The 24,676-nt window shown below is 70.7% G+C and carries 23 protein-coding genes and 1 pseudogene; 12 read left to right on the forward strand and 12 right to left on the reverse strand.

Annotated elements, in window-relative coordinates:
* Positions 1–154: 154 nt before the first annotated feature.
* Complete coding sequence (lysS, locus tag ACIRP2_RS22690) at positions 155–1,918, forward strand: lysine--tRNA ligase (protein ID WP_404253005.1); 1,764 nt, start codon at positions 155–157, stop codon at positions 1,916–1,918.
* Positions 1,919–2,029: 111 nt separating this feature from the next.
* Here the strand turns inward: lysS and ACIRP2_RS22695 are convergent, their stop codons facing one another.
* The 3 genes from ACIRP2_RS22695 to ACIRP2_RS22705 form a co-directional block, all read right to left on the reverse strand.
* A complete protein-coding gene (locus ACIRP2_RS22695; RefSeq protein WP_404253007.1) occupies positions 2,030–3,406 on the reverse strand; it encodes a DUF2637 domain-containing protein in 1,377 nt (458 codons plus the stop codon).
* A 331-nt stretch (positions 3,407–3,737) separates the two neighbouring features.
* Positions 3,738–4,574 (reverse strand): DUF3558 domain-containing protein, encoded by an 837-nt coding sequence (locus ACIRP2_RS22700; RefSeq protein WP_404253009.1) that lies wholly within the window; start codon positions 4,572–4,574, stop codon positions 3,738–3,740.
* 273 nt (positions 4,575–4,847) lie between these two features.
* On the reverse strand, positions 4,848–5,681 hold the full coding sequence (locus tag ACIRP2_RS22705) for a DUF3558 domain-containing protein (protein WP_404253011.1): 834 nt from the start codon (positions 5,679–5,681) through the stop codon (positions 4,848–4,850).
* A 170-nt stretch (positions 5,682–5,851) separates the two neighbouring features.
* Between ACIRP2_RS22705 and ACIRP2_RS22710 the strand changes: the two genes are divergently transcribed.
* Entirely contained in the window at positions 5,852–7,045 is a 1,194-nt protein-coding gene (locus ACIRP2_RS22710; RefSeq protein WP_404253013.1) for an RtcB family protein, read from the forward strand.
* Between the two features lie 233 nt (positions 7,046–7,278).
* Here ACIRP2_RS22710 and ACIRP2_RS22715 read toward each other — a convergent pair whose 3' ends face one another.
* Positions 7,279–8,037, reverse strand: a complete 759-nt coding sequence (locus ACIRP2_RS22715) for an SDR family NAD(P)-dependent oxidoreductase (protein ID WP_404253015.1) — start codon at positions 8,035–8,037, stop codon at positions 7,279–7,281.
* A gap of 54 nt (positions 8,038–8,091) precedes the next feature.
* Positions 8,092–8,427 (reverse strand): YnfA family protein, encoded by a 336-nt coding sequence (locus ACIRP2_RS22720; RefSeq protein ID WP_404253017.1) that lies wholly within the window; start codon positions 8,425–8,427, stop codon positions 8,092–8,094.
* A gap of 233 nt (positions 8,428–8,660) precedes the next feature.
* Here ACIRP2_RS22720 and ACIRP2_RS22725 point away from each other — a divergent pair, with 233 nt between their 5' ends.
* The gene (locus tag ACIRP2_RS22725) at positions 8,661–9,239 is read left to right on the forward strand and encodes a hypothetical protein (protein ID WP_404253019.1); all 579 of its coding nucleotides are present in this window, start codon (positions 8,661–8,663) and stop codon (positions 9,237–9,239) included.
* A 46-nt stretch (positions 9,240–9,285) separates the two neighbouring features.
* On the opposite strand, the gene ACIRP2_RS22730 is transcribed toward ACIRP2_RS22725, so the two are convergent.
* Complete coding sequence (locus tag ACIRP2_RS22730) at positions 9,286–10,743, reverse strand: FAD-dependent monooxygenase (protein WP_404253020.1); 1,458 nt, start codon at positions 10,741–10,743, stop codon at positions 9,286–9,288.
* Positions 10,744–10,867: 124 nt separating this feature from the next.
* Between ACIRP2_RS22730 and ACIRP2_RS22735 the strand changes: the two genes are divergently transcribed.
* Both ACIRP2_RS22735 and ACIRP2_RS22740 read left to right on the forward strand, forming a co-directional pair.
* Entirely contained in the window at positions 10,868–11,440 is a 573-nt protein-coding gene (locus ACIRP2_RS22735; RefSeq protein WP_404253022.1) for a TetR family transcriptional regulator, read from the forward strand.
* Positions 11,441–11,553: 113 nt separating this feature from the next.
* Positions 11,554–12,123, forward strand: coding sequence for a MarR family winged helix-turn-helix transcriptional regulator (locus ACIRP2_RS22740; protein WP_404253024.1), 570 nt, complete (start codon positions 11,554–11,556; stop codon positions 12,121–12,123).
* Positions 12,124–12,147: 24 nt separating this feature from the next.
* Here the strand turns inward: ACIRP2_RS22740 and ACIRP2_RS22745 are convergent, their stop codons facing one another.
* Both ACIRP2_RS22745 and ACIRP2_RS22750 read right to left on the reverse strand, forming a co-directional pair.
* Positions 12,148–12,891 carry a Mut7-C RNAse domain-containing protein gene (locus ACIRP2_RS22745; protein ID WP_404253026.1) on the reverse strand — a complete coding sequence of 248 codons (744 nt, stop codon included), beginning with the start codon at positions 12,889–12,891 and terminating at the stop codon, positions 12,148–12,150.
* Positions 12,892–13,047: 156 nt separating this feature from the next.
* Positions 13,048–13,926: an NAD(P)H-binding protein gene (locus tag ACIRP2_RS22750; RefSeq protein ID WP_404253028.1), complete on the reverse strand. Its 879-nt coding sequence runs from the start codon at positions 13,924–13,926 to the stop codon at positions 13,048–13,050.
* Between the two features lie 245 nt (positions 13,927–14,171).
* On the opposite strand from ACIRP2_RS22750, the gene ACIRP2_RS22755 reads away from it, so the two are divergent.
* Positions 14,172–14,609 carry a GNAT family N-acetyltransferase gene (locus ACIRP2_RS22755; protein WP_404253030.1) on the forward strand — a complete coding sequence of 146 codons (438 nt, stop codon included), beginning with the start codon at positions 14,172–14,174 and terminating at the stop codon, positions 14,607–14,609.
* An 18-nt stretch (positions 14,610–14,627) separates the two neighbouring features.
* Here ACIRP2_RS22755 and ACIRP2_RS22760 read toward each other — a convergent pair whose 3' ends face one another.
* From ACIRP2_RS22760 to ACIRP2_RS22775, 4 genes are all read right to left on the reverse strand, one after another.
* Positions 14,628–15,164, reverse strand: coding sequence for a GNAT family N-acetyltransferase (locus tag ACIRP2_RS22760; protein WP_404253032.1), 537 nt, complete (start codon positions 15,162–15,164; stop codon positions 14,628–14,630).
* Between the two features lie 114 nt (positions 15,165–15,278).
* Positions 15,279–16,109, reverse strand: a complete 831-nt coding sequence (locus ACIRP2_RS22765) for a DUF6597 domain-containing transcriptional factor (RefSeq protein ID WP_404253034.1) — start codon at positions 16,107–16,109, stop codon at positions 15,279–15,281.
* Positions 16,110–16,244: 135 nt separating this feature from the next.
* Positions 16,245–17,159 (reverse strand): universal stress protein, encoded by a 915-nt coding sequence (locus ACIRP2_RS22770; protein WP_404253036.1) that lies wholly within the window; start codon positions 17,157–17,159, stop codon positions 16,245–16,247.
* Positions 17,160–17,237: 78 nt separating this feature from the next.
* On the reverse strand, positions 17,238–18,239 hold the full coding sequence (locus ACIRP2_RS22775) for an Acg family FMN-binding oxidoreductase (protein ID WP_404253038.1): 1,002 nt from the start codon (positions 18,237–18,239) through the stop codon (positions 17,238–17,240).
* A 289-nt stretch (positions 18,240–18,528) separates the two neighbouring features.
* On the opposite strand from ACIRP2_RS22775, the pseudogene ACIRP2_RS22780 reads away from it, so the two are divergent.
* The 6 genes and pseudogenes from ACIRP2_RS22780 to ACIRP2_RS22805 form a co-directional block, all read left to right on the forward strand.
* A pseudogene (locus ACIRP2_RS22780) lies at positions 18,529–18,657 on the forward strand (hydrolase); the annotation flags it as partial.
* A gap of 74 nt (positions 18,658–18,731) precedes the next feature.
* Complete coding sequence (locus tag ACIRP2_RS22785; RefSeq protein WP_404253040.1) at positions 18,732–21,239, forward strand: glycoside hydrolase family 65 protein; 2,508 nt, start codon at positions 18,732–18,734, stop codon at positions 21,237–21,239.
* A 347-nt stretch (positions 21,240–21,586) separates the two neighbouring features.
* Positions 21,587–22,084 carry a SigE family RNA polymerase sigma factor gene (locus ACIRP2_RS22790; RefSeq protein WP_404253042.1) on the forward strand — a complete coding sequence of 166 codons (498 nt, stop codon included), beginning with the start codon at positions 21,587–21,589 and terminating at the stop codon, positions 22,082–22,084.
* Positions 22,077–22,517 carry a hypothetical protein gene (locus tag ACIRP2_RS22795; protein ID WP_404253044.1) on the forward strand — a complete coding sequence of 147 codons (441 nt, stop codon included), beginning with the start codon at positions 22,077–22,079 and terminating at the stop codon, positions 22,515–22,517. Before ACIRP2_RS22790 ends, ACIRP2_RS22795 begins: the two co-directional genes overlap by 8 nt.
* 161 nt (positions 22,518–22,678) lie before the next feature.
* Positions 22,679–23,845, forward strand: a complete 1,167-nt coding sequence (locus ACIRP2_RS22800; RefSeq protein WP_404253046.1) for a mannosyltransferase family protein — start codon at positions 22,679–22,681, stop codon at positions 23,843–23,845.
* A 177-nt stretch (positions 23,846–24,022) separates the two neighbouring features.
* Positions 24,023–24,556 carry a hypothetical protein gene (locus ACIRP2_RS22805; protein WP_404253048.1) on the forward strand — a complete coding sequence of 178 codons (534 nt, stop codon included), beginning with the start codon at positions 24,023–24,025 and terminating at the stop codon, positions 24,554–24,556.
* Positions 24,557–24,676: the final 120 nt, after the last annotated feature.

Below are 24,676 nucleotides of genomic sequence, written 5' to 3' on the forward strand. Positions count from 1 at the left end.
GCAGCACAGAGCTGCGAAGGATCACACCCAGTATTCCACGGCAGGTAAAGCCGTTTTCGCGCTGCCGGGGGGACCTGGGAGAATGGGCGGTGCCCCTACCAGTCCCCCAAGGGTCGTTCCTACGAGTCCCACAAGGCAGACAAGAGAGAAGGACGTGCAGACCGTGGCTCAGAGTCAGAGCAGCACCGAGACCGACTGGGTCTCCCGCTTCGCGGACGATGTCATCGCCGAATCGGAGCGTCGTGCGCCTGGCAAACCGGTCGTCGTCGCGTCCGGCCTCTCCCCGTCCGGCCCGATCCACCTGGGCAACCTCCGCGAGGTCATGACCCCGCACCTGGTCGCCGACGAGATCCGCCGCCGCGGGTACACCGTCCGGCACCTGATCTCCTGGGACGACTACGACCGCTACCGCAAGGTTCCGAACGGCGTCCCGGGTGTCGACGAGTCCTGGGCCGAGCACATCGGCAAGCCGCTGACCTCGGTGCCCGCCCCGGCCGGGTCCGCGCACCCGAACTGGGCCGAGCACTTCAAGGCCGCCATGACCGCCTCGCTGGCGGAGCTGGGCGTCGAGTACGACGGCATCAGCCAGACCGAGCAGTACACGATGGGCGCGTACCGCGAGCAGATCCTGCACGCGATGAAGCACCGCGCCGACATCGACGCCGTCCTCGACCGGTACCGGACGAAGAAGGACCCGGCGGCGGGCGGCAAGGGCGGCAAGAAGCCGCAGCAGCAGAAGAAGGTCGACGAGGCGGAACTGGAGGCCGAGGAGGGTTCGGGCGCGGCCGGTGAGGACGACGGCAGCGGCGGCTCGGCCGGCTACTTCCCGTACAAGCCCTACTGCGGCAACTGCGAGAAGGACCTCACGGCCGTCACGTCGTACGACGACGACAGCACCGAGCTGAACTACACCTGCACGGCCTGCGGCTTCGCCGAGACCGTCCGGCTGAGCGAGTTCAACCGCGGCAAGCTGGTCTGGAAGGTCGACTGGCCGATGCGCTGGGCGTACGAGGGCGTGATCTTCGAGCCGAGCGGGGTGGACCACTCCTCGCCGGGCTCCTCGTTCGTCGTCGGCGGCCAGATCGTCCGCGAGATCTTCGACGGCGTGCAGCCGATCGGCCCGATGTACGCCTTCGTCGGCATCTCCGGCATGGCGAAGATGTCCTCCAGCAAGGGCGGCGTGCCGACCCCGGCCGACGCGCTGAAGATCATGGAGGCGCCCCTGCTGCGCTGGCTGTACGCGCGCCGCAGGCCCAACCAGTCCTTCAAGATCGCCTTCGACCAGGAGATCCAGCGGCTCTACGACGAGTGGGACTCGCTGGCGCGCAAGGTCGCCGACGGGTCGGTGCTGCCGGCCGACGCCGCCGCGTACGCGCGGGCCATCGGCACGGCCGCCGGTGAGCTGGCGCGTACGCCGCGCCCGCTCCCGTACCGCACGCTCGCCTCGGTCGTCGACATCACGGCCGGGCACGACGAGCAGACGCTGCGCATTCTCAGCGAGCTGGACCCGGAGAACCCGCTGACCTCGCTGGACGAGGCCCGCCCCCGCCTCGACCGCGCCGAGAACTGGATCACCAGCCAGGTCCCGGCCGAGGCCCGCACCATCGTCCGCGACGAGCCGGACAAGGAGCTGCTCGGCTCGCTGGACGAGCAGGGCCGGGAGTCGCTGCGGCTGCTTCTGGAAGGACTGGACTCGCACTGGTCGCTGGACGGGCTCACCACGCTCGTCTACGGCGTGCCGAAGATCCTGGCGGGCCTGGAGCCGGACGCCAAGCCGACGCCCGAGCTGAAGACCGCGCAGCGGTCGTTCTTCGCGCTCCTGTACCGGCTGCTGGTCGGCCGGGACACGGGGCCGCGGCTGCCCACGCTGCTGCTGGCCGTGGGGGCCGACCGGGTACGGAAGCTGCTGGGCGCGTAGGGATTCCCGCGCGGAGGGCCGTCACCCGGTGATCCGGGTGACGGCCCTCCGTCGTTGCCGACCCCGTCCGTTCTCGGCAGCGGGACCGGCGTGGTGACGCGTGACGCGTGATTACGCGATGTGGTCCGCTTCGAGTGCCGCGTGGTAGCGGTTCTTGAACTCCGGCATCAGGCGGCGGATCAGTGCCGCGCTGCGCGGGTGCCTGATGTTGTGGCCGTCCGAGACGTGTATGTCCAGGGCCTCGACGCTCGGGAAGTCGTGGTGCTGGTTCACGAACGTCGCGAAAGCCTCGTACGCGATCTCGGCGAACTCCGCGTCCTCCTGCGCCCACTCGGCCGGGTCCTGGGCCGGGTCCTGGGCCGGGTTCTGCGCCGGGTCCTTCCCGGGCTCCTGCGGCTGCTGCTCGTCGGTGCGGGGCACCGGACCGGGCTCCGCGGCACGGGGGCCCGGGACGGCGCCGATCGTTCCGACGCTGCCCAGGGGGCGGGTGCGGCCGCCGGGGCCCAGGGGGACCATGACGGGGGTGGGCTCCAGGCCCTCGACGTACGTCGGGTCGTACGCACTCTCGTACGCGTCGTCGGGCACCTGGGGCGCCGCGAACCACGGGCTCTCGTGCGAGCCTGGGCCCTCCTGGGGCCACTGCTCGGCAGCGGCCGGGTCGGAGGGGTGCGTGTGCTGCTGCTGGTGCGGCCCGTACTGCTCCTGCTGTGCGTGCTGCTGCTCGGGGTGAGGCCCGGCGTACGGCAACTCGGGCTGGAACTCGTCGGCTTCGGCGGCGGCCAGGGCCGGGGCGGGCGGCAGCAGGGCCGGTTCGATGCCCGCGGCGGCGAGGCCGGCCGGACCGGTGTCGGCCAGCGGGACGCCGTACTTCGCCAGGCGCAACGGCATCAGGGACTCGACCGGTGCCTTGCGGCGCCAGCTGCGGCCGAAGCGGGCCTGGAGTCGGGCCTGGTAGATCAGCCGGTCCTGTTCGAGCTTGATGACCTGCTCGTACGAACGGAGCTCCCAGAGCTTCATCCGCCGCCAGAGCTTGAACGTCGGTACGGGGGAGAGCAGCCAGCGGGTGAGCCGCACCCCCTCCATGTGCTTGTCGGCGGTGATGTCGGCGATCCGGCCCACGGCGTGCCGGGCGGCCTCGACGGAGACCACGAACAGCACCGGGATGACCGCGTGCATGCCGACGCCGAGCGGGTCGGGCCAGGCCGCGGCGCCGTTGAAGGCGATCGTCGCGGCGGTCAGCAGCCAGGCCGTCTGGCGCAGCAGCGGGAACGGGATGCGCAGCCAGGTCAGCAGCAGGTCCAGGGCGAGCAGCACACAGATGCCCGCGTCGATGCCGATCGGGAAGACCAGCGAGAAGTTCCCGAAGCCCTTCTGCAGGGCGAGTTCGCGCACCGCCGCGTACGAACCCGCGAAGCCGATCGCGGCGATGAGCACCGCACCGGCGACCACGAGACCGATGAGTATCCGGTGGGTGCGTGTCAGCTGCATCGCGGCCACCCGCGTTCCCCTCCCCGTTTCCCGTATCCGACGTCGCGCGTCGACGCTCCGCGCCGATGTTCCGCTGCGACGTTCTGCGTCCGCGTTCTGCTTCGACGCCTTGGTGCGGCGTCCCGCTTCAACGTCCCGCTGCGACGTCCTGCTTCGACTTCTGGCGGGCACAGCCTGGCACATGAGGGCGCGGCATGTTGCGCGGGGAGGGGCGAAGCCCGGTACTCGGGGGAGCACCGGGCTTCGTGAATCCGCTTGCGAGCAGGGAAGTCGGGGGGCGCCTGGGGCCGTAGCTGACGCCGCGCGCCCGCCGGGGATTGCGGGACAGTCCTCAGCTCGTCTTCTTGTCCGTGGCCTTCTCGTCAGCCTTGAGTGACGCACCCGACTTGGGGGATTCGTCCTTCTTCGCCGACTCGTCGGGCTTGGCGGACCCGCTCGGTGCGTCCTGCTTGGCGCCGGTGGCGGCGACCGAGGCCACCGCATCCTTGGCCGCCTTCTCGGCGCCCTTCAGGATGTCGTCGGCGGACGGGGTCTTCGCGCCCGCGTAGCCCGCTCCGTTGTAGGTGAGGGTGATGACGACGTTCCCCGTGCGGGTGACGACGGTCGCGTACTTGAAGTCCTCACCCGTCTTGGTCAGGTCGTACGTGATCCTGGTGGCCTGCTCGCCGATGCCGTTGACCGGTGCCTCGGTGAGCTTCTTCGCCCCCTCGGCGGCCTTGACCTTGGTGATCTGCTTCGCGTAGTCCTGCTGCGCGCGCTTGGCGCCGCTGCCCAGGGACTGGTCCGAGTCGAAGCGGGTGAAGCCGACGTCGAGCCAGCGGTACTGGGAACCCTTCACGCCGTTGTCGTCGAGGCCGTTCCAGGAGCAGCCGGTGCGGTACGCGGTGTCGCTGGAGCCGGCGGGCGTGCCGCCCGGGGTCTTCGCCCCGGGGACCAGGGAGGTGACCGTCTTCTTGCTGATCGACTTGCACGGGTCGGGCAGCGCGGTGAATTTCGCCGGCTCGACGCTCGGTTCCGACTTCTTGGCATCCGGCGAAGCCGTGGACGACGAGGGCGAACCCGAGTCCTTCTTGTCGCCGGAGTCCGACGAACAGCCGGCGGCGACGAGCATCACCGGAACGGTGGCGCAGGCGAGTATGCGGGCGAGTCGCGGGGCTGAACGGTGCATGGTTCCTTCACTCGGGTGGCGCGGCGGGCGGGCTGCCCGGGGGCGGGCTGCCAGGTGGTCGGGCTGCCTGGTGGTCGGGGACGGGCGGACCTGCGAGGTGCCTGTGGTCGGGGCGGGCGGTCTGGCGCGGGCTGGTCGGTCCTCCGGTGGGCGTTCGTGAGCGTCCGGAAGGCTTCGGAGGGCCTTCCGGAGGGCCACGGTACGACGGACGGCGGCCGGGTGCGGCACGCGGCGGGTGTGGGCGCCGCCCTGCCCGGGGCGCCCCGCGCACGGTCATTCGCTGAACTTGTCGACCAGCTTCTGGGCCAGTGTCCTGGCCGTGTCCTGCAGTTCCTTGCTGTCGGGAACCACGGTGGAGGTGGTCGGCTGCTCGGTGTACGCGACAGTCACGATGACGTTCGATGTGCGGAACACCACGCTCACCGTGCGGTGCTGTGCGGTGGAACCTGCCCGAGTGAGCAGATCGTCCAGAAATGCACTGTCTCCGAGGTCGTCGAGCGTGCGGGGCGCAACGCTCTCGTCGGCGCCGTCGGACGAGCCGCCGTCGGTCGCGTCGCTGCTGCCGTCGCTGTTCCCGCCCGCGGCCTTGTCCTCGGAGGGCGGGCCGTGCAGGGCGTGCGAGGCGGAGCCGGAGGAGGTGGGCTCCGCCTTCTCCGTGCTGCCCGGTGAGGCGGAGGGGGAGGTCAGGCCGGCGGCGCTCTCCTTCTTCGTGTACACCTCGCGGGCGCGGTCGTCGTCGCTCACCGCGGGGTCGTACGACACGACACGCTCGAAGTCGACGAAGAGGGCGCGGGAGGAGTCGGGGGCCTCGGACTTCCAGCGGCAGCCGACGCGGCGGTCGGTGTCGTAGGTGACGGTGGCCGAGCCCTCGTACACCTTCTTCTGCTGGTCCTCGGGGAGTTCGGCCGCGCCCGGGAGCACGTCCTTCAGCGTGGACGACGTGATGGCCCGGCAAGGATCGGGAAGGGTGCGGTACTTACCGGGGGCCGCCGCGGTGACGGTTGCCTCGCCGGGCTTGCTGTCAGCGGCGGAGCCACCGGTTCCGGTGCTGGAACTGCAGCCGACGGCGAGCGCTGTCAGTAGCGCGGTGCCGAGTACGTACGCCATTCGTCGCACGGTCCTGGGCTCCCTTCGTGCGAAAAACGGTTGCCGCTCGATGGCGACCGGTGGACACAATGTGTATCGCACGCGCCGCTGTGAATGCCGGTCGGCCGACTCATTTGCCGACCTTGGCACCGGTTTTGCGCTTTCAGACTTTTCGGGGGAATAGAGGAACTATGTCGTATGTAGAGGTGCCGGGCGCGAAGGTCCCGATCCGCATGTGGGCCGACCCGGCCTCGGTCGAGGACGTCGCGATGCAGCAGCTGCGCAACGTGGCCACCCTGCCCTGGATCAAGGGGCTCGCCGTGATGCCGGACGTCCACTTCGGCAAGGGGGCGACGGTCGGTTCGGTGATCGCGATGCACGGCGCGGTGTGTCCGGCGGCGGTGGGCGTGGACATCGGTTGCGGAATGTCCGCGGTGAAGACCTCCCTGACGGCCAATGACCTGCCGGGCGACCTGTCCCGGCTGCGGTCGAAGATCGAGCAGGCCATTCCGGTGGGCCGCGGCATGCATGACGACGCCGTGGACCCGGACCGTGTGTACGGCTTCCGGGCTCCGGGCTGGGACGACTTCTGGGGGCGGTTCGACGGGGTGGCCGATGCGGTCAAGTTCCGTCAGGAACGTGCCACGAAGCAGATGGGAACGCTCGGATCGGGCAACCACTTCGTCGAGTTCTGTCTTGATGAGTCCGGGGTCGTCTGGCTGATGCTGCACTCCGGATCGCGGAACATCGGCAAGGAACTGGCCGACTTCCACATCGGGCAGGCGCAGAGGCTGCCGCACAACCAGGATCTGATCGACCGGGACCTGGCCGTGTTCATCGCCGACACCCCGCAGATGGCGGCGTACCGGAACGACCTGTTCTGGGCGCAGGAGTACGCGAAGTACAACCGCGCCATCATGATGGCGCTCTTCCAGAACGTCGTCCGCAAGGAGTTCAAGAAGGCCAAGGTCACCTTCGAACCGGTCATCTCCTGCCACCACAACTACGTGGCGGAGGAGCGTTACGAGGGCATGGACCTGCTGGTCACGCGGAAGGGCGCGATCCGTGCGGGTTCCGGTGACTTCGGGATCATCCCGGGCTCGATGGGCACCGGCTCGTACATCGTGAAGGGCCTCGGGAATGAGAAGTCCTTCAACTCGGCCTCGCACGGCGCCGGCCGGAAGATGAGCCGGAACGCCGCGAAGAGGCGCTTCTCGACGCGTGATCTGGAGGATCAGACGCGGGGCGTGGAGTGCCGCAAGGACTCGGGCGTCGTGGACGAGATCCCGGCCGCGTACAAGCCGATCGAGCAGGTCATCGAGCAGCAGCGGGACCTGGTGGAGGTCGTCGCCAAGCTCAAGCAGGTTGTGTGCGTGAAGGGCTGAGCCCCCTCACTCACGGTTGGACGGAGGGCCTCCCGGGCGGCAGGCCCTCTGAACGGGAGAGCCTCGGACGCGGGTGGTGCGTCCGAGGCTCTTCGGCGTCCGGCCGTGCCGGTGGAGTCCGTGGTGTCCGGCCGTGCCGGTGGTGTTCGCGTCCGGTTGTGGCGGTGCCGGTGCCGGTGCCGGTGCCGGTGCCAGTGCCGGGCGGTGCGGTCCGGTCAGGCCGGGCGGTGAGGTCAGATGGTGCGGTGGACCTTGGAATTGGAGGCCTGGGCGCGGGGCCGGACCACCAGGAGGTCGATGTTCACGTGGCTGGGGCGGGTGACGGCCCAGGTGATGGTGTCGGCCACGTCGTCGGCGGTGAGCGGGGCCTCGACGCCCGCGTACACCTTCGCCGCCTTCTCGGTGTCGCCGCGGAAGCGTGTGGTGGCGAACTCCTCCGTCTTGACCATGCCGGGGGCCACCTCGATGACGCGGACCGGGGTGCCGACGATCTCCAGCCGGAGCGTCTCGGCCAGGACGTGCTCGCCGTGCTTGGCGGCCACGTAGCCGCCGCCGCCCTCGTAGGTGGAGAGGCCCGCGGTGGAGGAGAGGATCACGACCGTGCCGTCCCCGCTTTCGGTGAGGGCGGGGAGCAGGGCCTGGGTGACATTGAGCGTGCCGATGACGTTCGTCTCGTACATCCGGCGCCAGTCGGCGGGGTCGCCGGTGGCGACGGGGTCGGCGCCGAGTGCGCCGCCCGCGTTGTTGACGAGGACGGCGAGGGTGCGGAACGCCGTGGCGAACTCGTCCACGGCGTCGCGGTCGGTGACATCCAGGGCATAGGCCGTTGCCTGGTGGCCCGCCTCGTTGATCTCGGCGGCGAGCGCCTCGATGCGGTCCTTGCGGCGGGCGGTCAGCACCACGCGGTAGCCGGCGGCGGCCAGCTGTCGGGCGGTCGCGGCGCCGATGCCGCTGCTCGCTCCGGTGATGACGGCGATCGGGGTGGCAGCCATGACGGACTCCTCGGGCAGCTGATCGGTACCGGGCCAGGATAGGCAGGCGGGTGGTCAGTGATCGCGGGGGGCGTACATGATCACGGCCATTCCCGCCAGGCAGACCAGCGCCCCGATCACGTCCCAGCGGTCGGGGCGGTAGCCGTCGGCGACCATGCCCCAGGCGATCGAGCCCGCGACGAAGACGCCGCCGTACGCGGCGAGGATGCGGCCGAACTCGGCGTCGGGCTGAAGCGTGGCGACAAAGCCGTAGGCGCCGAGCGCGAGGACGCCCGCGCCGATCCAGATCCAGCCGCGGTGCTCGCGCACGCCCTGCCAGACGAGCCAGGCACCGCCGATCTCGAAGAGCGCGGCGACGACGAACAGAGCGACAGAACGGGCGACGACCATGGACGAAGCCTGTCATGGAGTCCACCGCGCCCTGCCGGTGACGTTCCTCGCCCTCGCCCTGCCCGGCGCCGCCATGGCATCGACCGGCACGCTCGGCCGAGGAAGCGCGCTCGTACGGCCACCGAGAGCATCACTGCCCCGAACCCCATGGCGAGTCCGTGAGGGGAGCGATACGGAGGCACGCCGAACCGATCGGTATACGGATAATTCGGGGTGATCTGTATCTTCGGGGCATGGTAGTGACACGTAGAGCTGCGCCGGTGGTGCCCGCCACCTCGATGGTGGCGACGGCCGTGGTCGTTGTGGCGGCTGTGGTGCTGGGGTCGGGGCTGGGCGGCGCGGCCGCGGCGGCCGGGCGCGTCGCGCCCGAGGGCGTTGCCCCGGGCGGCCTTCTTCCGGGTGGCGGTACGCCCAAGGCCATCGCGCCCGAGGCGGATGTGTCGCTCCACGGGCACGTCTCGCTGTGGGGTACGGGGCTCGGGGTCTGGGTGCAGAGCCGGAACCGCGGTCCGTCGAACCTGCCGGGTATCACCGTGCGGGTGCGGACGTCGGTGCCGCTCTCCGGACGACAGGAACTTTCGGAGGGCTGTCTGCAGTCCGACCGGCTGACCGTGCTGTGCCGGACGGGTGCGCTGCGCACGGATGCGGAGGAGGGGCGACAGTTCGCCCTCGAACTGCAGTTGGCGGGGCGGCCGGACGAGGTCGTTGTGCGGGTCGACACCCTGTGGAACGGCGGCGCGACCGACCGGAACCCGAAGAACAACGACCACGAGGTGCTGGCTCTGGCCACCGGGGACGAATACGTGTTCTGACGCGCGATGGCCTGTGGTGCGGGCGCCACGGGTACGGGGCGCGTACTCATCGGGTGAGTGCGGCCTGCAGGGCGGCCGGGTCGGCGTGGTCGCTCGCCCAGGCGATGTAGCCGTCGGGGCGGACGAGCAGGGAGGTGGTGCGGCCGCCCGTCCAGTGAGCGTGCACCAAGGGGGTGGGGGTGGTCGGAGTGACGGCGCCGACAGGGGTGGCGAGGACGAATGTGCCGTCGCGCAGCAGTTGGTAGAGGCGGCCCTCCCGCAGGCTCAGGTCGGGGGCGCGCGTCGTGGTGAGGGGATGGGCGCCGCGTGGGGCGGTGTAGGCGATCGAGATGCCGGAGATCAGGCCCAGGGCCTTGTCGGAGGCGGGCCGGATCGTGGACAGCGTCGTGCCGGCGAGCGCCCGGACCGTCCGCTGGAGCGGTGTGCCGGCCATGGCGAGGCGGACGAGTGTGCCGCTGGAGCGGAGCACTCTCGCGCCGACCGGGTGCCGCTCGGCGTGATAGCTGTCGAGCAGCGCCTCCGGGGCGGCCGTGTGTCCGCGCAGGGCGGCCGCGAGCTTCCAGGAGAGGTTGGCCGCGTCCTGAAGTCCGGTGTTCATGCCCTGGCCGCCTGCGGGTGAGTGGACATGGGCGGCGTCCCCGGCGAGGAAGACCCGGCCGGTCCGGTAGGCGGGCACCTGGCGTTCGTCGCTGTGGAAGCGGGAGATCCAGCGTGCGTCGTGCATGCCGTGGTCGGTGCCGAGGGCGGAGCGGGTGATCTCGCGCAGCTCTTCGAGGTCGACGGGACGGCTGTCGGCGCACTGGTGCGCACGGTGCCAGCCCATCACGCGGTACCAGCCGTCACCGAAGGGGGCGATGAAGGCGAAGGCGTCCTTCTTGCCGTTGACCGTCAGGAGATCGGCGGGCTTCTCGGTGAGCCGGACGTCGGCGAGGACGATCGACCGGATGACGGATTCGCCGGGGAAGGGGAGGCCGAGTGCCTGTCGGACCCGGCTGTGGACTCCGTCGGTGCCGACGAGGAAGCGGGCGCCGAGTGTCGTCGGACTGCCGTCCGCCCCGTTCAGTTCGGCGGTGACGGTGTCCGACGCGTCGCTCTGGTGGAGCGCGGTCAGCTCCGTGTCGTACCGGAAACGGACCCCCGCCGCGTGGGCGCGCCGCTCCAGCAGACGCTCCACCTCGTACTGCGGGGTGATCAGCACGAAGGGGAAGCGGGTCCGCAGCCGGGAGAGGTCGAGCGAGACCTTGCCGAAGAAGCGCAGCGTGGTGCGGGGTGTGCCCGTCCTGACGAGCTCGTCGGCGAGGTCGCGTGCGTCGAGCAGTTCGAGTGTGCGGGCGTGTATCGCGAAGGCGCGCGTGATGTTGCTGATCTCGCGCGGGCGGCGCTCCACGAGTGTGACCGAAAGGCCCTGGGCGGCGAGGTCGCCCGCGAGCAGAAGGCCGGTGGGACCTGCGCCCACGACGAGTACGTCGACGGTGTCGGGTGCGGTGCTCGGGTTGGTGGTCATGTCTGCCTCCTGGGCCCGTCATCAGCGGTCACCTTCGTGCCAACAGGTGTTGGTCAACGCTTGTTGGCAACGGTAGCCATGGCTCGGCTGGCATGTCAACGGGTGTTGGCCTACAGTTGTTGGCATGACGACGAAGCCCGCCGAGTCCCGCCGCTCGGATGCCACCAAGGCCGCGATTCTCGACGCGGCGCGCGAGCGGTTCGCCACCGATGGCTATGAGCGGGCCACCATCCGGGCCATCGCCCGTGACGCGAACATCGACCCGTCGATGGTCATGCGCTACTACGGCAACAAGGAGGGGCTGTTCGCCGCCGCGTCCAGGATCGACGTGCGGATACCGGAGCTGGGGGCGCTGCCGAGCAAGCACATCGGTGCCGTCCTCGTCGCGCACTTCCTGGACCGCTGGGAGGGCGACGACGTGCTCACGGGCATGCTCAGGGTCGGTGCCACCAACGACGCCGGCGCCGAGCGGATGAGGACGGTCTTCGCCGAACAGCTCGGTGCGATGACGGCCGGCGTCTGCCCCGACCCGGCCGAGGCCCCGCGCCGGGCGGCCCTCGTCGCCTCGCAGATCCTGGGGATGGCGCTCGCGCGTTACGTCCTGCGGTTCCCGCCCGCTGTCTCGATGTCGCGCGAGGAAGTGATCGCCTGGCTCGCACCCACCGTCCAGCGGTATCTGACCGCCGAGCAGCCGTAGAGCGGAGGCGGGAGAGCGGGCGTGCGGGTGCGACGTCCCGGTGCGGGGCGGGTGCGTTGTACCGGGCCGATGACGTGCGATGCCCGGCGGTATCCGCTTCGTAGACTTTCCGCATGCCGCAGAAGTCCCCGGCCCGGCGCGGCGCGCTGATGGCCGAACTGACCGTCGAGTCGCGCCGCTACATGGCCGCGTACGCCCTTTTCAACCAGGCCGTCGCGGATCATCTGCGGCTCCACCCGACCGATCTGCAGTGCCTCAATCTGCTCGGTCTGGAGGCGATGCCGGTCACCACGGGCCGTATCGCGGAGCTGACGGGGCTCACGACGGGGTCGGCGACCCGGCTGGTCGACCGGCTTGAGCGGGGCGGCTATGTGACGCGCGAGCGTGACACGGTCGACCGGCGGCGGGTGCTCGTCGCCACCGTGCCGGAGCGGATGGCGGAGATCGGCGCGGTGTGGGAGCGGCTGGGCGGGGCGTGGGCGGCGATGTTCGAGGCGTACGACGATGACGAGGTGGCCCTGCTCATCGCCCATATGCGGCGAACGGTCGAGCTGAGCGCGCTGCAGGTCGAGGCCTTGCGGGAGTCCGGCCCGTCGGTCTCCGGCCCCAGTGGTGCCGGAGACCCCGGAAGCTCCGGAAGCCCCGGAAGTCCTGGGGATCGCGAAGGCTCCGGGCGGGACTGACGGTCTGCCGTCCCGGTCGTTCCCTCAGGCAGCGTCCGGTGGGGTCGGCGCGAAGTCGCGGAGTGCCCTCGTGACGATCGCGTCCAGATGGGTGTGGTGGGCGCCCCGCCAGTAGACGCGGTCGCACTCCGTGCACTGCGCGAAGACGTCGTACGAGCTCCGGGTGCCGTGCTCCAGCTGGTCGCTGACGGAGTCCTTGTCCGCCGCCTTCAGCGGCCCGTTGCAGGCGGTGCATCTGGTCCAGGGCGCCAGGATCGGTGTGAACCGCTCCAGCACGTCCCGCAGTTGGTCCTCGGGGCGGTCGCTGTAGACGTACGCCCCGGCCCAGAGCTCCCGCCGGTGCAGCAGCCCGCGGTCCCGGGAGAGCAGCACGCGGCGCTCGTCCGCCGAGCGGGTGGCCAGGGCGGCATCGCCGATGTCCTCGCTCTCGTACGCCGCATCGACACCCAGCAGCCGCAGGCGCCGGGCCAGCGTGCCGAGGTGGACGTCGAGCAGGAAGCGCAGGGGCGCGCCGGGGACGCGCTGGGGACGTTCCACGGCGCGCACCTCGACCAGTTCGCCCGCCCCCGGGATGTGCGAGACGGTTGCGGGACGGCCGTCGACCAGGATCTGTCCGGCCTCGGTGAGCGGGATGCCGAGCGACTCCACGACATGGCCGAGCGTGGAGAAGCCGTCGGTGGCCACGGTCGACCGTCCCCGGCGGCGTTCATGGGCGACGAAGAGTCGCAGCTCGGGGGCGACTTCGAGATGGATCTCCGGTCCGTTCACCTCGTCAGGATGTCATCGGGCGGGGTGCCTCGGCCAGGGAATTCGGTGCCGGACACGTCGCCGGGGATTCGCTGCCGGGGCCTCGCCCCGGGCTTCCGCTGCCGGGACGTACCGGGGGGCACGGGGCGTATGGGCGTGCGGAGCGCAGGGGCGGGCTCAGGGGCGGAAGGCGGCTGCGTGCTCCTCGGCCCAGATGGCGAAGGTGCGGGCCGGGTGGCCGGTCAGCTTCTCCGTGTCACCGGTCACCTCGGCCGGGGTGCCGTCCGTGGCGGCCATGTAGGCGAGCAGGGCATCGGCGACCGGCTCCGGCACGAAGGGTGCCACCGACTCCTTCCAGGCCGCTCCGGTCACGGTGTTGATGGTGATGGGATGCCCGGATGCCGCCGCCAGCAGGCCGACCTGTTCAGCGGCCGTGAGTGATGCGGGCCCGGTCAGGTGGTACGCCGCGCCCTGCAGCAGAGGGTCGGTGAGAACGGTGAGGGCCGCCTCGGCGATGTCCGTCCCGTGGATCGGGCTGGTGTGGCTGAGGGGGTGGGGGAGGTCGACGGAGCCACGGGTCCGTATCGACTCCGCCCACTGGTACGCGTTGCTCGCGAAGGCGCCCGGCCGGAGCAGCGTCGTCGTGAGGGGCGAGGCGAGCAGGGCCTGTTCCACCGCGTGGTGGGAGGCGGCGATCGGGTTGTCGTGGGCGTCCGGGGCATGGACCGCACTGGAGGACAACAGCACGACGTGGCCGACCCCGGCGGTCTCGGCCGCGGAGAGGAAGGCGTCGATGGCGGACGCCTCGGCGTAGAGGAAGACGGAGTCGATCCCGTCGAGAGCGGTCGCGAACGTGGCCGGATCACGGAGATCCAGGCCTACGACCGGTACACCGGCGGGCAGGCGGGCGGACCTCGCGGTGGCCCCCTCGGCGTGCTGTCGGGTGAGTTCTTCGGGGTTGCGAGAGGCGGCGCGTACGGCGCGGCCGCCCCGGTGCAGGAAAGAGACGAGCGTGGAGCCGACGTTTCCACGGCATCCGGTGACGAGAGTGGGCACGGGTGGGTCTCCTCGGAGGTGATTACCTGTGATGCGCATAAGCTGCGTGACGCAGATAAATATCCTCAAGCCGGCGGCGCTCGTCAAACGTTTTCCACCGGACTCCGAGTCGGACTCCGGGATGAGCTCAGGAATGAACGATGTCCTCAGGAACGAACGATGAGCCCCAGGGATTACGGGACAGCCCTCAGGAAAGAACGCCGGGATCGGAGGTCGGCGAGCGGCCCGGCGCCTACAGTTCCCACATGAAGATCCTCGACCTCGAACCCGGCGATGCCCGACTCGCCGCAGACCTGCTTCCGGTCCTGCGGGAACTCCGCCCGCACCTCACGGAGAACCTCTTCCGCGAGGTGTACGAGAAGGGGTACGCGCAGGGCCTCCGGTTCAGCGCCGCCTACGACGACGAGGACGGCTGTGTGGGCGTGGCCGGTTGGCGCGTCGTCGACAACACCAGCCAGATCCGGATGCTCTACGTCGATGATCTGGTCACTGCGGACGGCGCCCGTTCCACCGGCGTCGGCCGTCGGCTTCTCGGGTATCTCGAAGAGCGGGCCAGGGAGGCCGGCTGTCTGCACCTCAATCTGGACTCGGGCACGCAACGTACCGAAGCCCACCGCTTCTACCTGCGGGAACGGCTGAACATCGTCGCGTTCAACTTCGACAAGGCCCTTGATTCGGAGTGAATCGATCCGGTCCCGAGGTCAGCTTGCCCGGTCCGGAGCGAGATCCAGCCGCCAGTCGTTCGTCAGCAGCGCATGGCCGGGCGGGTACTCGAAGTCGCACGTACCGATCAGAGTGAAGCCCGCCTTGCGGCACACGGCGTTCGACGCGCCGTTGTCGACGGACGGATAGGCGTGCAGCCAGCGGTGCTTCTGCTCGGCGCGGGCCTGCTCCGCGACGGCTTTCGTGGCAGCCGTCGCGATGCCCAGGCCCTGGTGCCCGGGGAGGACGGCCCAACCCGTCTCGTACACCTCCCGGCCCTGCCAGGTCCGCTCCCAGAAGCCGATGGTGCCCACGGCCTCGTCCCCGTCGGCCAGAGCGATGCGGAACATCCTGCCCCTGCCCGTCCGGTCCGCGCTCATCGCCACATAGCGCTCGTGGCGCGCCATGAGCTGCTCCTCCGACTCGGAGCCGCCGAGATGGGCCATCAGTTCCGGTGCGTTGGCGCGGCGGAGCAGCTCCAGGTCGGTGTCCGACCAGGCCTCGATCCGTACGGGCGACGAAGCTGTGTGTTCCATGCCGGAACTGTAGGACGCGGCACTGACACCCGGGCGGTGTCGGTGACGGATCTCGCGGCGGCCTCGCTCGTCGACATCTGCATGAGCACGAAGTCCCGCGCTGAGAGCGCTTCGTCAGTGCTGGGCGAACGCCGTCGGAGGAACGCCGACCGTCGCCGTGAAGTCTCTGACCAGGTGGGCCTGGTCGCTGTAGCCGAGCTCCGCGGCAAGTGCCGCCCAGTCCACCTCCGGGTCCGACTCGGCCCGCTCCAGTGCCTCGTGGATGCGGTAGCGGAGGATGACCCACTTGGGTCCGACGCCGACGTAGGCGGCGAAGAGCCGTTGGAGCGAGCGCGGCGACAGCCCTTCGGCGCGAGCCAGTTGGTCGACACGGCGCACCGTTCGGTCCGTACGGACCAGGTCGACCAAGGCCATCGCGCGGTCGGCCGGCGGGTCCGGTTCCGGGGCGAGCGCCAACAGGTACGCGTCGAGGGCGGCCACCCTCGCGTCCTCGTCCACCGGGTCCAGCACGGTCGACGGCGGGGCGGGCGGGGCGGATGAGGTGGACGCGGCGAAGACCTCGTCCGCGGGCAGCCGTCGCCCCGTCCACCGGGAGACGGGCGGGCCCGGTGCGAACGGGCGGAATCCGCCGGGCCGGAACTGCACCCCGCAGACCCGTCCCCGGCCCTCCAGCTTCTGCGTGAAGAGTTCCAGGCCGATGCCCGAGACCTCCGCGAACCCGGTGTCGTGATCCCGGCCGTCCTCATACCGCTGGAAGACCAGGTTCACGGACGGGTGCGGCACCAGATGGGAGGCATAGGGCTCCCGCAGGTCCCAGTCGATGAACCAGTAGTGCTCCAGGTAGGGCCGCAGTTCGGGGCAGGGCTCGTGGCGGCGGAAACGTACCTGCGCGAAGAGTTCGGAGGCGTCGACGATGCCTCGGGTGTCACGTCGCGGACCAGCCATGGCGGCGATCCTAAGGTGTGCGGAACTCATCGGCGAGTCGCTGGAGAACGGTCGTCGGCGGGCCCGTTCCCGTGCCCGTGTCGGGCCTCCTCGCGGCGTGGGACCGACGGGGGTGCCGCGCCGCCCGGTCCGGAGTCAGTCCGGGCCCGCGTGGGGATCGGGTCCGGGGCGGCCGTACGTGTCGGGGACGACGGCGACCGGGCAGGGCGCGTAGTGCAGCATCGCGTGGTTCACCGGGCCCAGGTGAAGGCCGTGCCGACCACCGGTCCGCCGTGTGCCGACGACCAGCAGTTCGGCACCTTCGGCGGTTTCGAGCAATTCCTGGTGAGCCGGACCCTGCACCACCGAGCGGTGGATGACGACATCGGGGGAGCCGGTCCGGTCCAGCCCCGCCAGAACGTCATCGAGGTGCTCCTCGGCCCGTCGGCGGTGCGCGGCAGCCGGGGAGCCCGACAGGAGCGGATGACTCATGGCCTCGTGGGCGGGGCAGCGCCAGGCCCGTACGGCGATCAGCTCGCCGTTGCGCGCCGCCGCCTGGTCGAGGGCGAAGACCGCGGCCGCCGACGGCTGCTCGGCGTCGCTGATCCCGACGACGACACGGCCGGGCCGCGGCGGGGTGCTCGGCGTCCTCGCCGGGACCACCACGACCGGGCAGTGTGAGCGGTCGGCGAGCGCGAGGCTGACGGACCCCAGGAGCATTCCGGCGATCCGGCCCCGGCCGCGGGAGCCGAGGACGATCAGGGCTGCCTCGTGGCTCTCCCTGACGAGCGCTGCCACCGGGTCCTCGGGCTGCACCTCGGTCACCACGGACAGCTCCGGGCCGAGCCGCTGCGCGCGTTCCCGGGCGGCGGCGACGAGATGCTCGGCCAGGACCTGCTCGGTGGGGCGTTCGGTGTCGGAGTCGGGGCGCAGACCTTCGTAGCGCTCCCACAGCGACGCGTGGACGACGCGCAGGGGAAGCCGTGAGCGCGCCGCCTGGGCCGCTGCCCAGTCGAGGGCGCGCAGACTGCCCTCCGATCCGTCCACTCCGACCACTACGGGGAGCGGCATCGCTCCCACCGCCTTCCGTGCTGGGTGCTCGTTCCACCTCGGGGCTCGGGCGCATGGTTCCGGCGTACGCCGCCACTTCTACGGATCGATCGTCAGCACGTGGTCCAGCGGGCGGCGCGGCGTGCGCGGTCCCGTGGGCCCGTATCCCATGCGGACGACCATCTGTGCGTACCCCGTGCCGAAGATCGGGTCGCGCAGGAGCCATCGCAGGTCCGGCCATTCGAGGGGCTGCGTGGCGAACGAGGCGGACACATGGTGGAGCGTGGCGGTGAGCAGAACGCGCTCCAGCGCCTGGCCGGCACGCAGCCAGTCCGTCGCGTGGTCGCCCGGGGTGCTCAGCAGGCCGAGCTGCGGCTGCTTCTCGAACGGGATGCGTGCCCGGCCGGGGATGGTGCCGGGCCGCGCGAAATCGCGAGTGATCGCCCGTTCGGAGGTGTCGCGGGGGCCGAAGGCGTAGTCGGGGATCCCGTCCACGGGAGCCTCGGTCCTCGTGTTCCGGGTCCACCGCTCCTGTTCCGCCTTCCGCGCCGGATCCCCGCGGTCGTATCCCTCGGCGTCCTGGATCAGTTCGACCACGGTCTCCAGATGCGGCGGGGCCAGGAACGTGAAGTCCGCGCCCTCGGCGCGGGCCGCTTCGGTGAAGCGCGCGCGGACGTTCTCGGGGATCAGCTGTTCATCGAACGGGTAGCGACTGGTGTGGCGGTCCCGGATCGCGCGGTGGAGAGCGGCGAGGGCCCCGTCCTCGGGCCTTTGCGCGGTGTCGGGGCGGATCCCGAGGCGCACGGTGGCCAGTAGCGCCGGGTCCGACGGTTCGGGCAGCAGCGTGGTGACCGTGTCCAGACCGCGGTGGGCGGCGGACACCCGCAGATTCAGCAGGGCCGCGCCGCAGCCCACGTGCAGTGCGCGGTGCGTGGGGTCGGCCTCCGGTATCGCGCGGCCGAATTCCGCCAGAAGTGTGAGCGTGCGGCCCGCGCGTGTGTAGCGGAACCGCCAGGGCTGGGCGTTGTGCATGGACGGGGCGGCGCCGGCGTCGGCGACGAGGGCGGAGAGCGTCGCGTCGTCGAGTGACTGGCTGAGCATCGGAACTCCCGGAGGTCGGGAACGGTCGATGGTCTCTTCAGCATGTCAGCACGGAACGGACAGTGCCTCGATGCCATGGGTCTTTTATCCCTTTATTGTGACCTTTTATTGTGGCCTTGCTTGCCCTCTCACGGCCATGCCGGCCCATGTGCGGCTCTGCCGGCCCGCCGCGGGGCCTGTGCAGCGTGTACCGGCCCGCGGCCGCACCGGAACCGACGTTCATGCCGCGCCCGCAGGCCGGAACCGTGGTGCCATGAAGAAGAGCCCCTGACGAAGGGACCGCCCGGTCATGGCAGCCGCATCGCCCCTGGCATCGTGCCCCCGCTGCGTGCGGGCCGTGTTCTTCGACACCGATGGAGTGATCACCGACTCCGCCCGACGCCGCGCCGCGGCCTGGAAGAAGGCCTTCGACGCCTTCGAAGCCTTCGACGCCTGCGGCGCCGATGTCGTGGTGTCCGATCCGGAGGACCTGCTGACGGCCGGGGGCGGCGGATGACACGGGCCTGGACCTGGTCGTACGAGGGGTACGACCCGCAGGAGGAACGGCTGCGGGAGGCGCTCTGCACCCTGGGCAACGGCCGCTTCGCCACTCGTGGGGCCGCACCCGAGACGTCCGAGAGCCGTTCGCACTACCCCGGCACCTATGTGGCGGGCTGCTACAACCGGCTGACTTCGTCGGTCCGGGGTCGCAGGGTCGAGAACGAGGATCTCGTCAATCTGCCGAACTGGCTGCCGCTGCGCTACCGCATCCACCCCGCGGGCACGGCCCCCGGGCCATGGCTCACCCCGGACCACCCGTACCTCGTGGAACACGGCCAGTCACTCGATCTGCTCGGGGGCACGCTGTCCCGCCGGTCCGTCTACGAGGACGAGGCGGGCCGCAGGCTGAAAGTGGAGCAGTGCCGTCTGGTGCACATGGGCGATCCGCGCCTGGCCGCGCTGCACACGGTGTTCCGGGCGGAGGGATGGACGGGCGTGGTCGAGGTCGAGGCGGGGATCGACGGAGACGTCCGCAACTCCGGCGTCGCGCGGTACCGGGATCTGTCGAACCGGCACCTCGCCGGCTGGGTGACCGGCACGGAGGAGGACGGTGTGGTGTCGCTGCGGTGCCGCACGGTGGAGTCGGACGTCGGTGTCGCACTGGCGGCCCGCACGCTGGCGGGGTGCGGTGACGGGGGCGGACGGGACCCCGATCCCGGCCCCGAACCGGGTTCCCGTCCCCGCCTCGGTCCCCGCCCCCGCTTCCGGCAGACGGAGAAGGCGGTCTTCCGGCGGCTGGTGCTGCCGCTCGGCCCGGACTCCGACGCCGTCGTCGACAAGACGGTGGCCCTTCACACCACCCGAGACCCCGCGATCGGCAGCCCGCTGCGGGCGGCCGTCGCCGAGGTGCGGGACGCCCCCGACTTCTCACGTCTGCTGTCCTCGCACCAGCGGGCCTGGGCCGATCTGTGGCGGCAGGTCCGGCTGGAGGTACCGGGCGAAGCGGGTCGCGTTCTCCGGCTGCATCTCTTCCACCTGCTGCAGACGCTCTCCCCGCACACGGCCGAACTCGACGTGGGCGTGCCGGCGAGAGGGCTGCACGGCGAGGCGTACCGGGGCCACGTCTTCTGGGACGAGCTGTTCGTACTGCCGTTCCTGAACCTGCACCTTCCCGAAGTGTCCCGAGGGCTTCTCGACTACCGCTACAGGAGGCTGCCCGCGGCCTGTCGCGCGGCACACGAGGTGGGCAGGGCCGGGGCGATGTACCCGTGGCAGAGCGCCGACGACGGACGCGAGGAGACCCAGGAACTCCATCTCAATCCGCACTCCGGGCGCTGGCTGCCCGACCGCTCGCGGCTGCAGCACCATGTCGGCTCGGCCGTCGCGTACAACGTGTGGCAGTACTGCCAGGCCACCGGGGACACGGAGTACCTGCACTCCAAAGGCGCGGAAATGCTGCTCCAGATCGCCCGGTTCTGGGCGGACAGCGCCGAGTGGGACGAGTCGCTGGCCCGGTACCGCATCCGCGGGGTCGTCGGACCGGACGAGTACCACGACGCCTATCCGGACACCGGGGCCGCGGGCCTCGACGACAACACGTACACGAACGTGACAGCGGCCTGGGTCCTGTCGCGTGCGACGGAGCTGCACGACGCCCTGCCCGAGGCGCGACGACACCGGCTGCTCGACCGGATCCGGCTCGGCCGCGACGAACCGGAACGCTGGGAGGACATCTCCCGCCGGCTGCATGTGCCGTATCACCGGGGCGTCATCAGCCAGTTCGCCGGTTACGGGGAACTGGCCGAGCTCGACTGGGAGGGGTACCGCAGGCGGTACGAGGACATCCGTCGACTGGACCGCATCCTGGAGGCGGAGGGCGACACGGTCAACCGCTACCAGGCGTCCAAACAGGCCGATGTGCTGATGCTCGGCTACCTCTTCTCGCCGCAGGAACTGGCGGGCCTCTTCCGGCGGCTCGGGCATGTGCTGGACGACGACATCTGGCGCGCCACCGTCGACTACTACCTCGCGCGTACGAGCCACGGCTCCACGCTCAGCTCCCTGGTCCACGCATGGGTGCTGGCCCGAGCGCACCGCGAGGAGGCGTGGAAGTACTGCGAGGAAGCGCTGATCGGGGACGTGGCCGACATCCAGGGCGGCACCACCGAGGAAGGCATCCACCTGGGGGCGATGGCGGGCACCCTCGATTTCGTGCAGCGCGGGATGACGGGGCTGGAGACCCGCGACCGCGCACTGTGGCTCGCGCCCGCCACGCTGCCCCAGCTCTCGAAATTCGGAATGCGCGTCAGATTCCGCCGGCACTGGGACGTGGACCTGGGCTTCCGCGCCCAGCGCGTCCGGATCGCCGTACCCGGCTCGTCGCAACCGGCCGTCCGTGTCGTGCTGGGAGGCCACACCCATGTGATCGCCCCGGGCACGGCCCGATGGCTCGATCTGCCCCCGGCCGGGCACGGCTCCTTCCCGCCGGGCCACGCGAGGTGCGACTGCCCCGCTCCGTGACTGCCGGTCCGCACGGCCCTGCCCGATTCCGGCCGTGGTGGACCCGGACCACCCGTGAGACGCCGCTCGGACGGCCGTCGCTGCGGCTCGTCAGCGCCCGCCGTTCGAGGAATCGGGGTGGGCCCGGGACTCTCACCTGACACACAGGCGATCATTTCTTCGACCGGTTGTCCGAGACTTGCCTGTCCGGGACCTGACGGTCGAGTCGCGTCGGCAGTTCGGCAGTGGTGTGTGCCCGTTCGGGGGCTGTGTGATGACCGTCACCCAGGTCTCTTCGGGTCCGGTGTCGTCCGAACACGGGGTGCCGGGCGTATGCCCGGTAGAACGAGGAGATCCAGGAGCTGTTTTTGACCGTCGAGGAGTTCGAAGAGTTCTACGCGCAGACCGTTGCCCGGCTGACGGGGCAGCTGTTTGTGATGCTCGGAGACCAGCACGAGGCGCAGGACGTGGTGCAGGAAGCTTTCGTCAAGGGCTGGAACCGACGGCGTCAGCTCGACCGGGACGGGCAGCCCGAGGCGTGGATCCGCACGGTCGCCTGGCGCCTGGCGGTGAGTCGGTGGCGCGGTCGGCGTCGTACGGCGGACGCCTGGCAGCGCAGTGGCGCCCCACCGCATGTGGAGGCGCCGGGCCCGGATTCGGTGGCCTTCGTCGAAGTGCTGCGGGATCTTCCGCCCAACCAGCGCCGCACGCTGGCCTTGCACTACGTATGCGATCTGACCGTCGAACAGATCGCCGCGGAGACCGGTCTGGCGGCCAGCACCGTCAAGACGCATCTCGCCCGGGGGCGGGCCACGCTCTCGCACCGTCTGCAGGATCCGCGTACCGAGGAGGGGCCCAGTGTCTGAACCCCACGACCCGTTGCGGTCACTGTTCAAGGAAGCCGCCACCGCGGGCCAGTCCCGCGCCCTTTTCGCACCGCCCTCGTTCATCACCGAGCGCGGGGAGCGCGTGCACAGGCGCCGGATCGTCGCGCTGGCCGTCGGAGCCTGTCTGGTCTTCTCCGGCGCGGGCGCGGCCGCAGCCTCATTGCTGCCGGCGAGCCCCGACGCCTCCGTCCCGGCCACGACCCCCGCCACGCCCCGGCCCTCTCCTGCGTCCTCCCTGCCGGACTCGCCCCGCACCAGCTCGCCCCCGGCGAGTCTCCCCTCCCCCGGCCGGAGCGCATCGGGGGCACCGACCTTCCCCGGCCGGAGCGCGTCGGAGACACCGACTCTCTCCGGTTCGAGCCCTTCGCGGTCATCGAACACACCCACGCCGACCGACAGCTCGTCCGGCTGACCTCCACGCCTTCCGTGCCCCGACGGCGCCTGTCCGGCCGGTCCGGCAAGCGCACATTTGACCCAGGAGACCCTGTTGTGAGCCTTTCGTCCCCGCACCGGCAGAACGGGAGTCCGCCCGGTCCCACCGGGACCGCTTCCGGGCGGTCGCCCCTTGGGGCCATGTCATCGGGCACGGCCTTCCTCGACCGGCTGCTGATCCGGTTCAAGCCCGCCGACCGCGAGGTGCTGTGGCTGTACCTGATGACCCGGGCGGGCATCTGGGTCACCGCCTACTGCACCCGCTGGCTGTTCGCCGACGACCGCAAGGCCCACCACCCGGACTCGTTCTTCTCCCCGTGGCAGCGGTGGGACTGGTGGCACTACCTGCACATAGCCCAGGACGGTTACTTCCCCGGGGCGAGCGGCCCCTGGATGTCCGGCTGGGACAACAGAGAAGCCTTCTTCCCCGGCTTCCCGTTCCTGCTGCGGGCGGTCCACACCGTCGTCCCGAGCTGGCCCGCGGCCGGTGCGCTGATCTCCTTCGTGGCCGGTGGCGTCGCCGTACTGGCCCTGGCCCGGATCGCCCGGCTGCATCTGCCGCAGGACGACGCGGGGCAGCGTACGGCCCTGTTCTTCCTGCTCTCCCCCTGCGCGGTCTTCCTGGCCGCCGGGTACACGGAAGCGCTCTTCCTCGCCCTGGCTCTGCCGGCCTGGCTGGCGGCCCAGCGCCTCAACTGGCCGCTCGCGGCCGCTCTGACCTGCCTGGCCACCACCGTCCGTGTCAGCGGCCTCTTCCTCGCCGCGGCCGTCGCGGTCCACTTCCTGGTCACCGCCCGCACCCCGGCCCAGTGGCGCGCTCTTCCCTGGCTGGCGCTGCCCGCCCTCCCGCCCTTTCTCCACAGCTGGTACCTGCACGCGCACACCGGTGACTGGATGGCCTGGAAGCACGCCGAGGAACGCGGCTGGTACCGCGACTTCCATGCCCCGTGGGAGGCCTGGCGGAACACCTGGCACGCCGCGTTCGGGCATTCCCAGACCACCGGGTACGCCCTGATGTTCCAGGCCGAGCTCCTCGCCATGCTCGTCGGGGTCGGTCTGTGCGTCCTGCTGCTCCGGAGGCGTCGCTGGGCCGAGGCCGTGTACATCGGCCTCAGCCTGTGGGCCCTGGGGACTTCCTACTGGTACACCTCCATCCCCCGGGCGACCCTGCTGTGGTGGCCCCTGTGGACCGGTCTCGCCGCCTGGAGCCTGCGAAGTCCCCGTATCAGGACCGCCTATCTCGCCGTCGTGGCACCGGTGATGACGGTCCTGGCCGTCACGTTCTTCTCGGGACGCTGGGCGGGCTGACCCTCGTCCCGCCGGAACGGCGGTCCGCCCCGCAAAGGATCTCGTCACGGCTCACGGCTCACGACACGCGATCCCGTGGCGCGGCTCCTGACGTGGTCGCCGGGACCGCGAAATTGGCATATGCCAATCGGTAACTTTCGTTTCCGTGATCGGGCTTCGGTAACTAAAGTTGTCGACATGACGCGAACTCAGGCCACCGAAGCCGAAGTGGCAGTCCTGGAGAAGGCCCTCCACGACGCCCTGACCCCGCTTGCCTCGGCCATGCGCGCCCGGGAGACCGGACGTTCCGTGCAGCACATGTGGGATGCGGACTCCATCGATGTGACGCTGTCGATCCTCCGCTGCTGGAAGGTGGTGGACGAGACGGTCGAGCGGCTGACGGCGAATGCCGCACGGACCGCCGGCTCCTACGGCGCGAGCTACGAGCAGATGGGAGGCGCCTGGGGGATAACCAGGCAGGGTGCCCGCAAGAAGTGGCCCGGCGCGATCAGCAGGCCGACGGCCGCCGAGCCGGAGCCGAGCACGGTCGTACTGTTCGGTGGTTCCGCCGAGTTGTACTGGGAGCCGTCGTTGAGCGGCTGGCGATGGACCGGGCAGGGGGCCGACGGAACGCGCGGCGAAACCGACGGCTCGCTCTCCTTCGACGCGAAGGAGGAGGCCGCGGCCCACGCGGGCGCCTTCCTGAAGGAACACCTCGTCGAGCGACCCTGAGGATGCTCCCGGCTCGCCGCGGGACAGCGGCAGGGTGCCGGTGAGGACGACGCGCGGTGCCGATGCCGTGGCGTCCGGGCCGGCGGGGCGGCGGACCCGGTGACCGGGATGAGGGCGACG

Origin of the sequence: Streptomyces sp. NPDC101194, from assembly GCF_044767885.1 — a bacterium.
Taxonomy (GTDB): Bacteria; Actinomycetota; Actinomycetes; order Streptomycetales; family Streptomycetaceae; genus Streptomyces.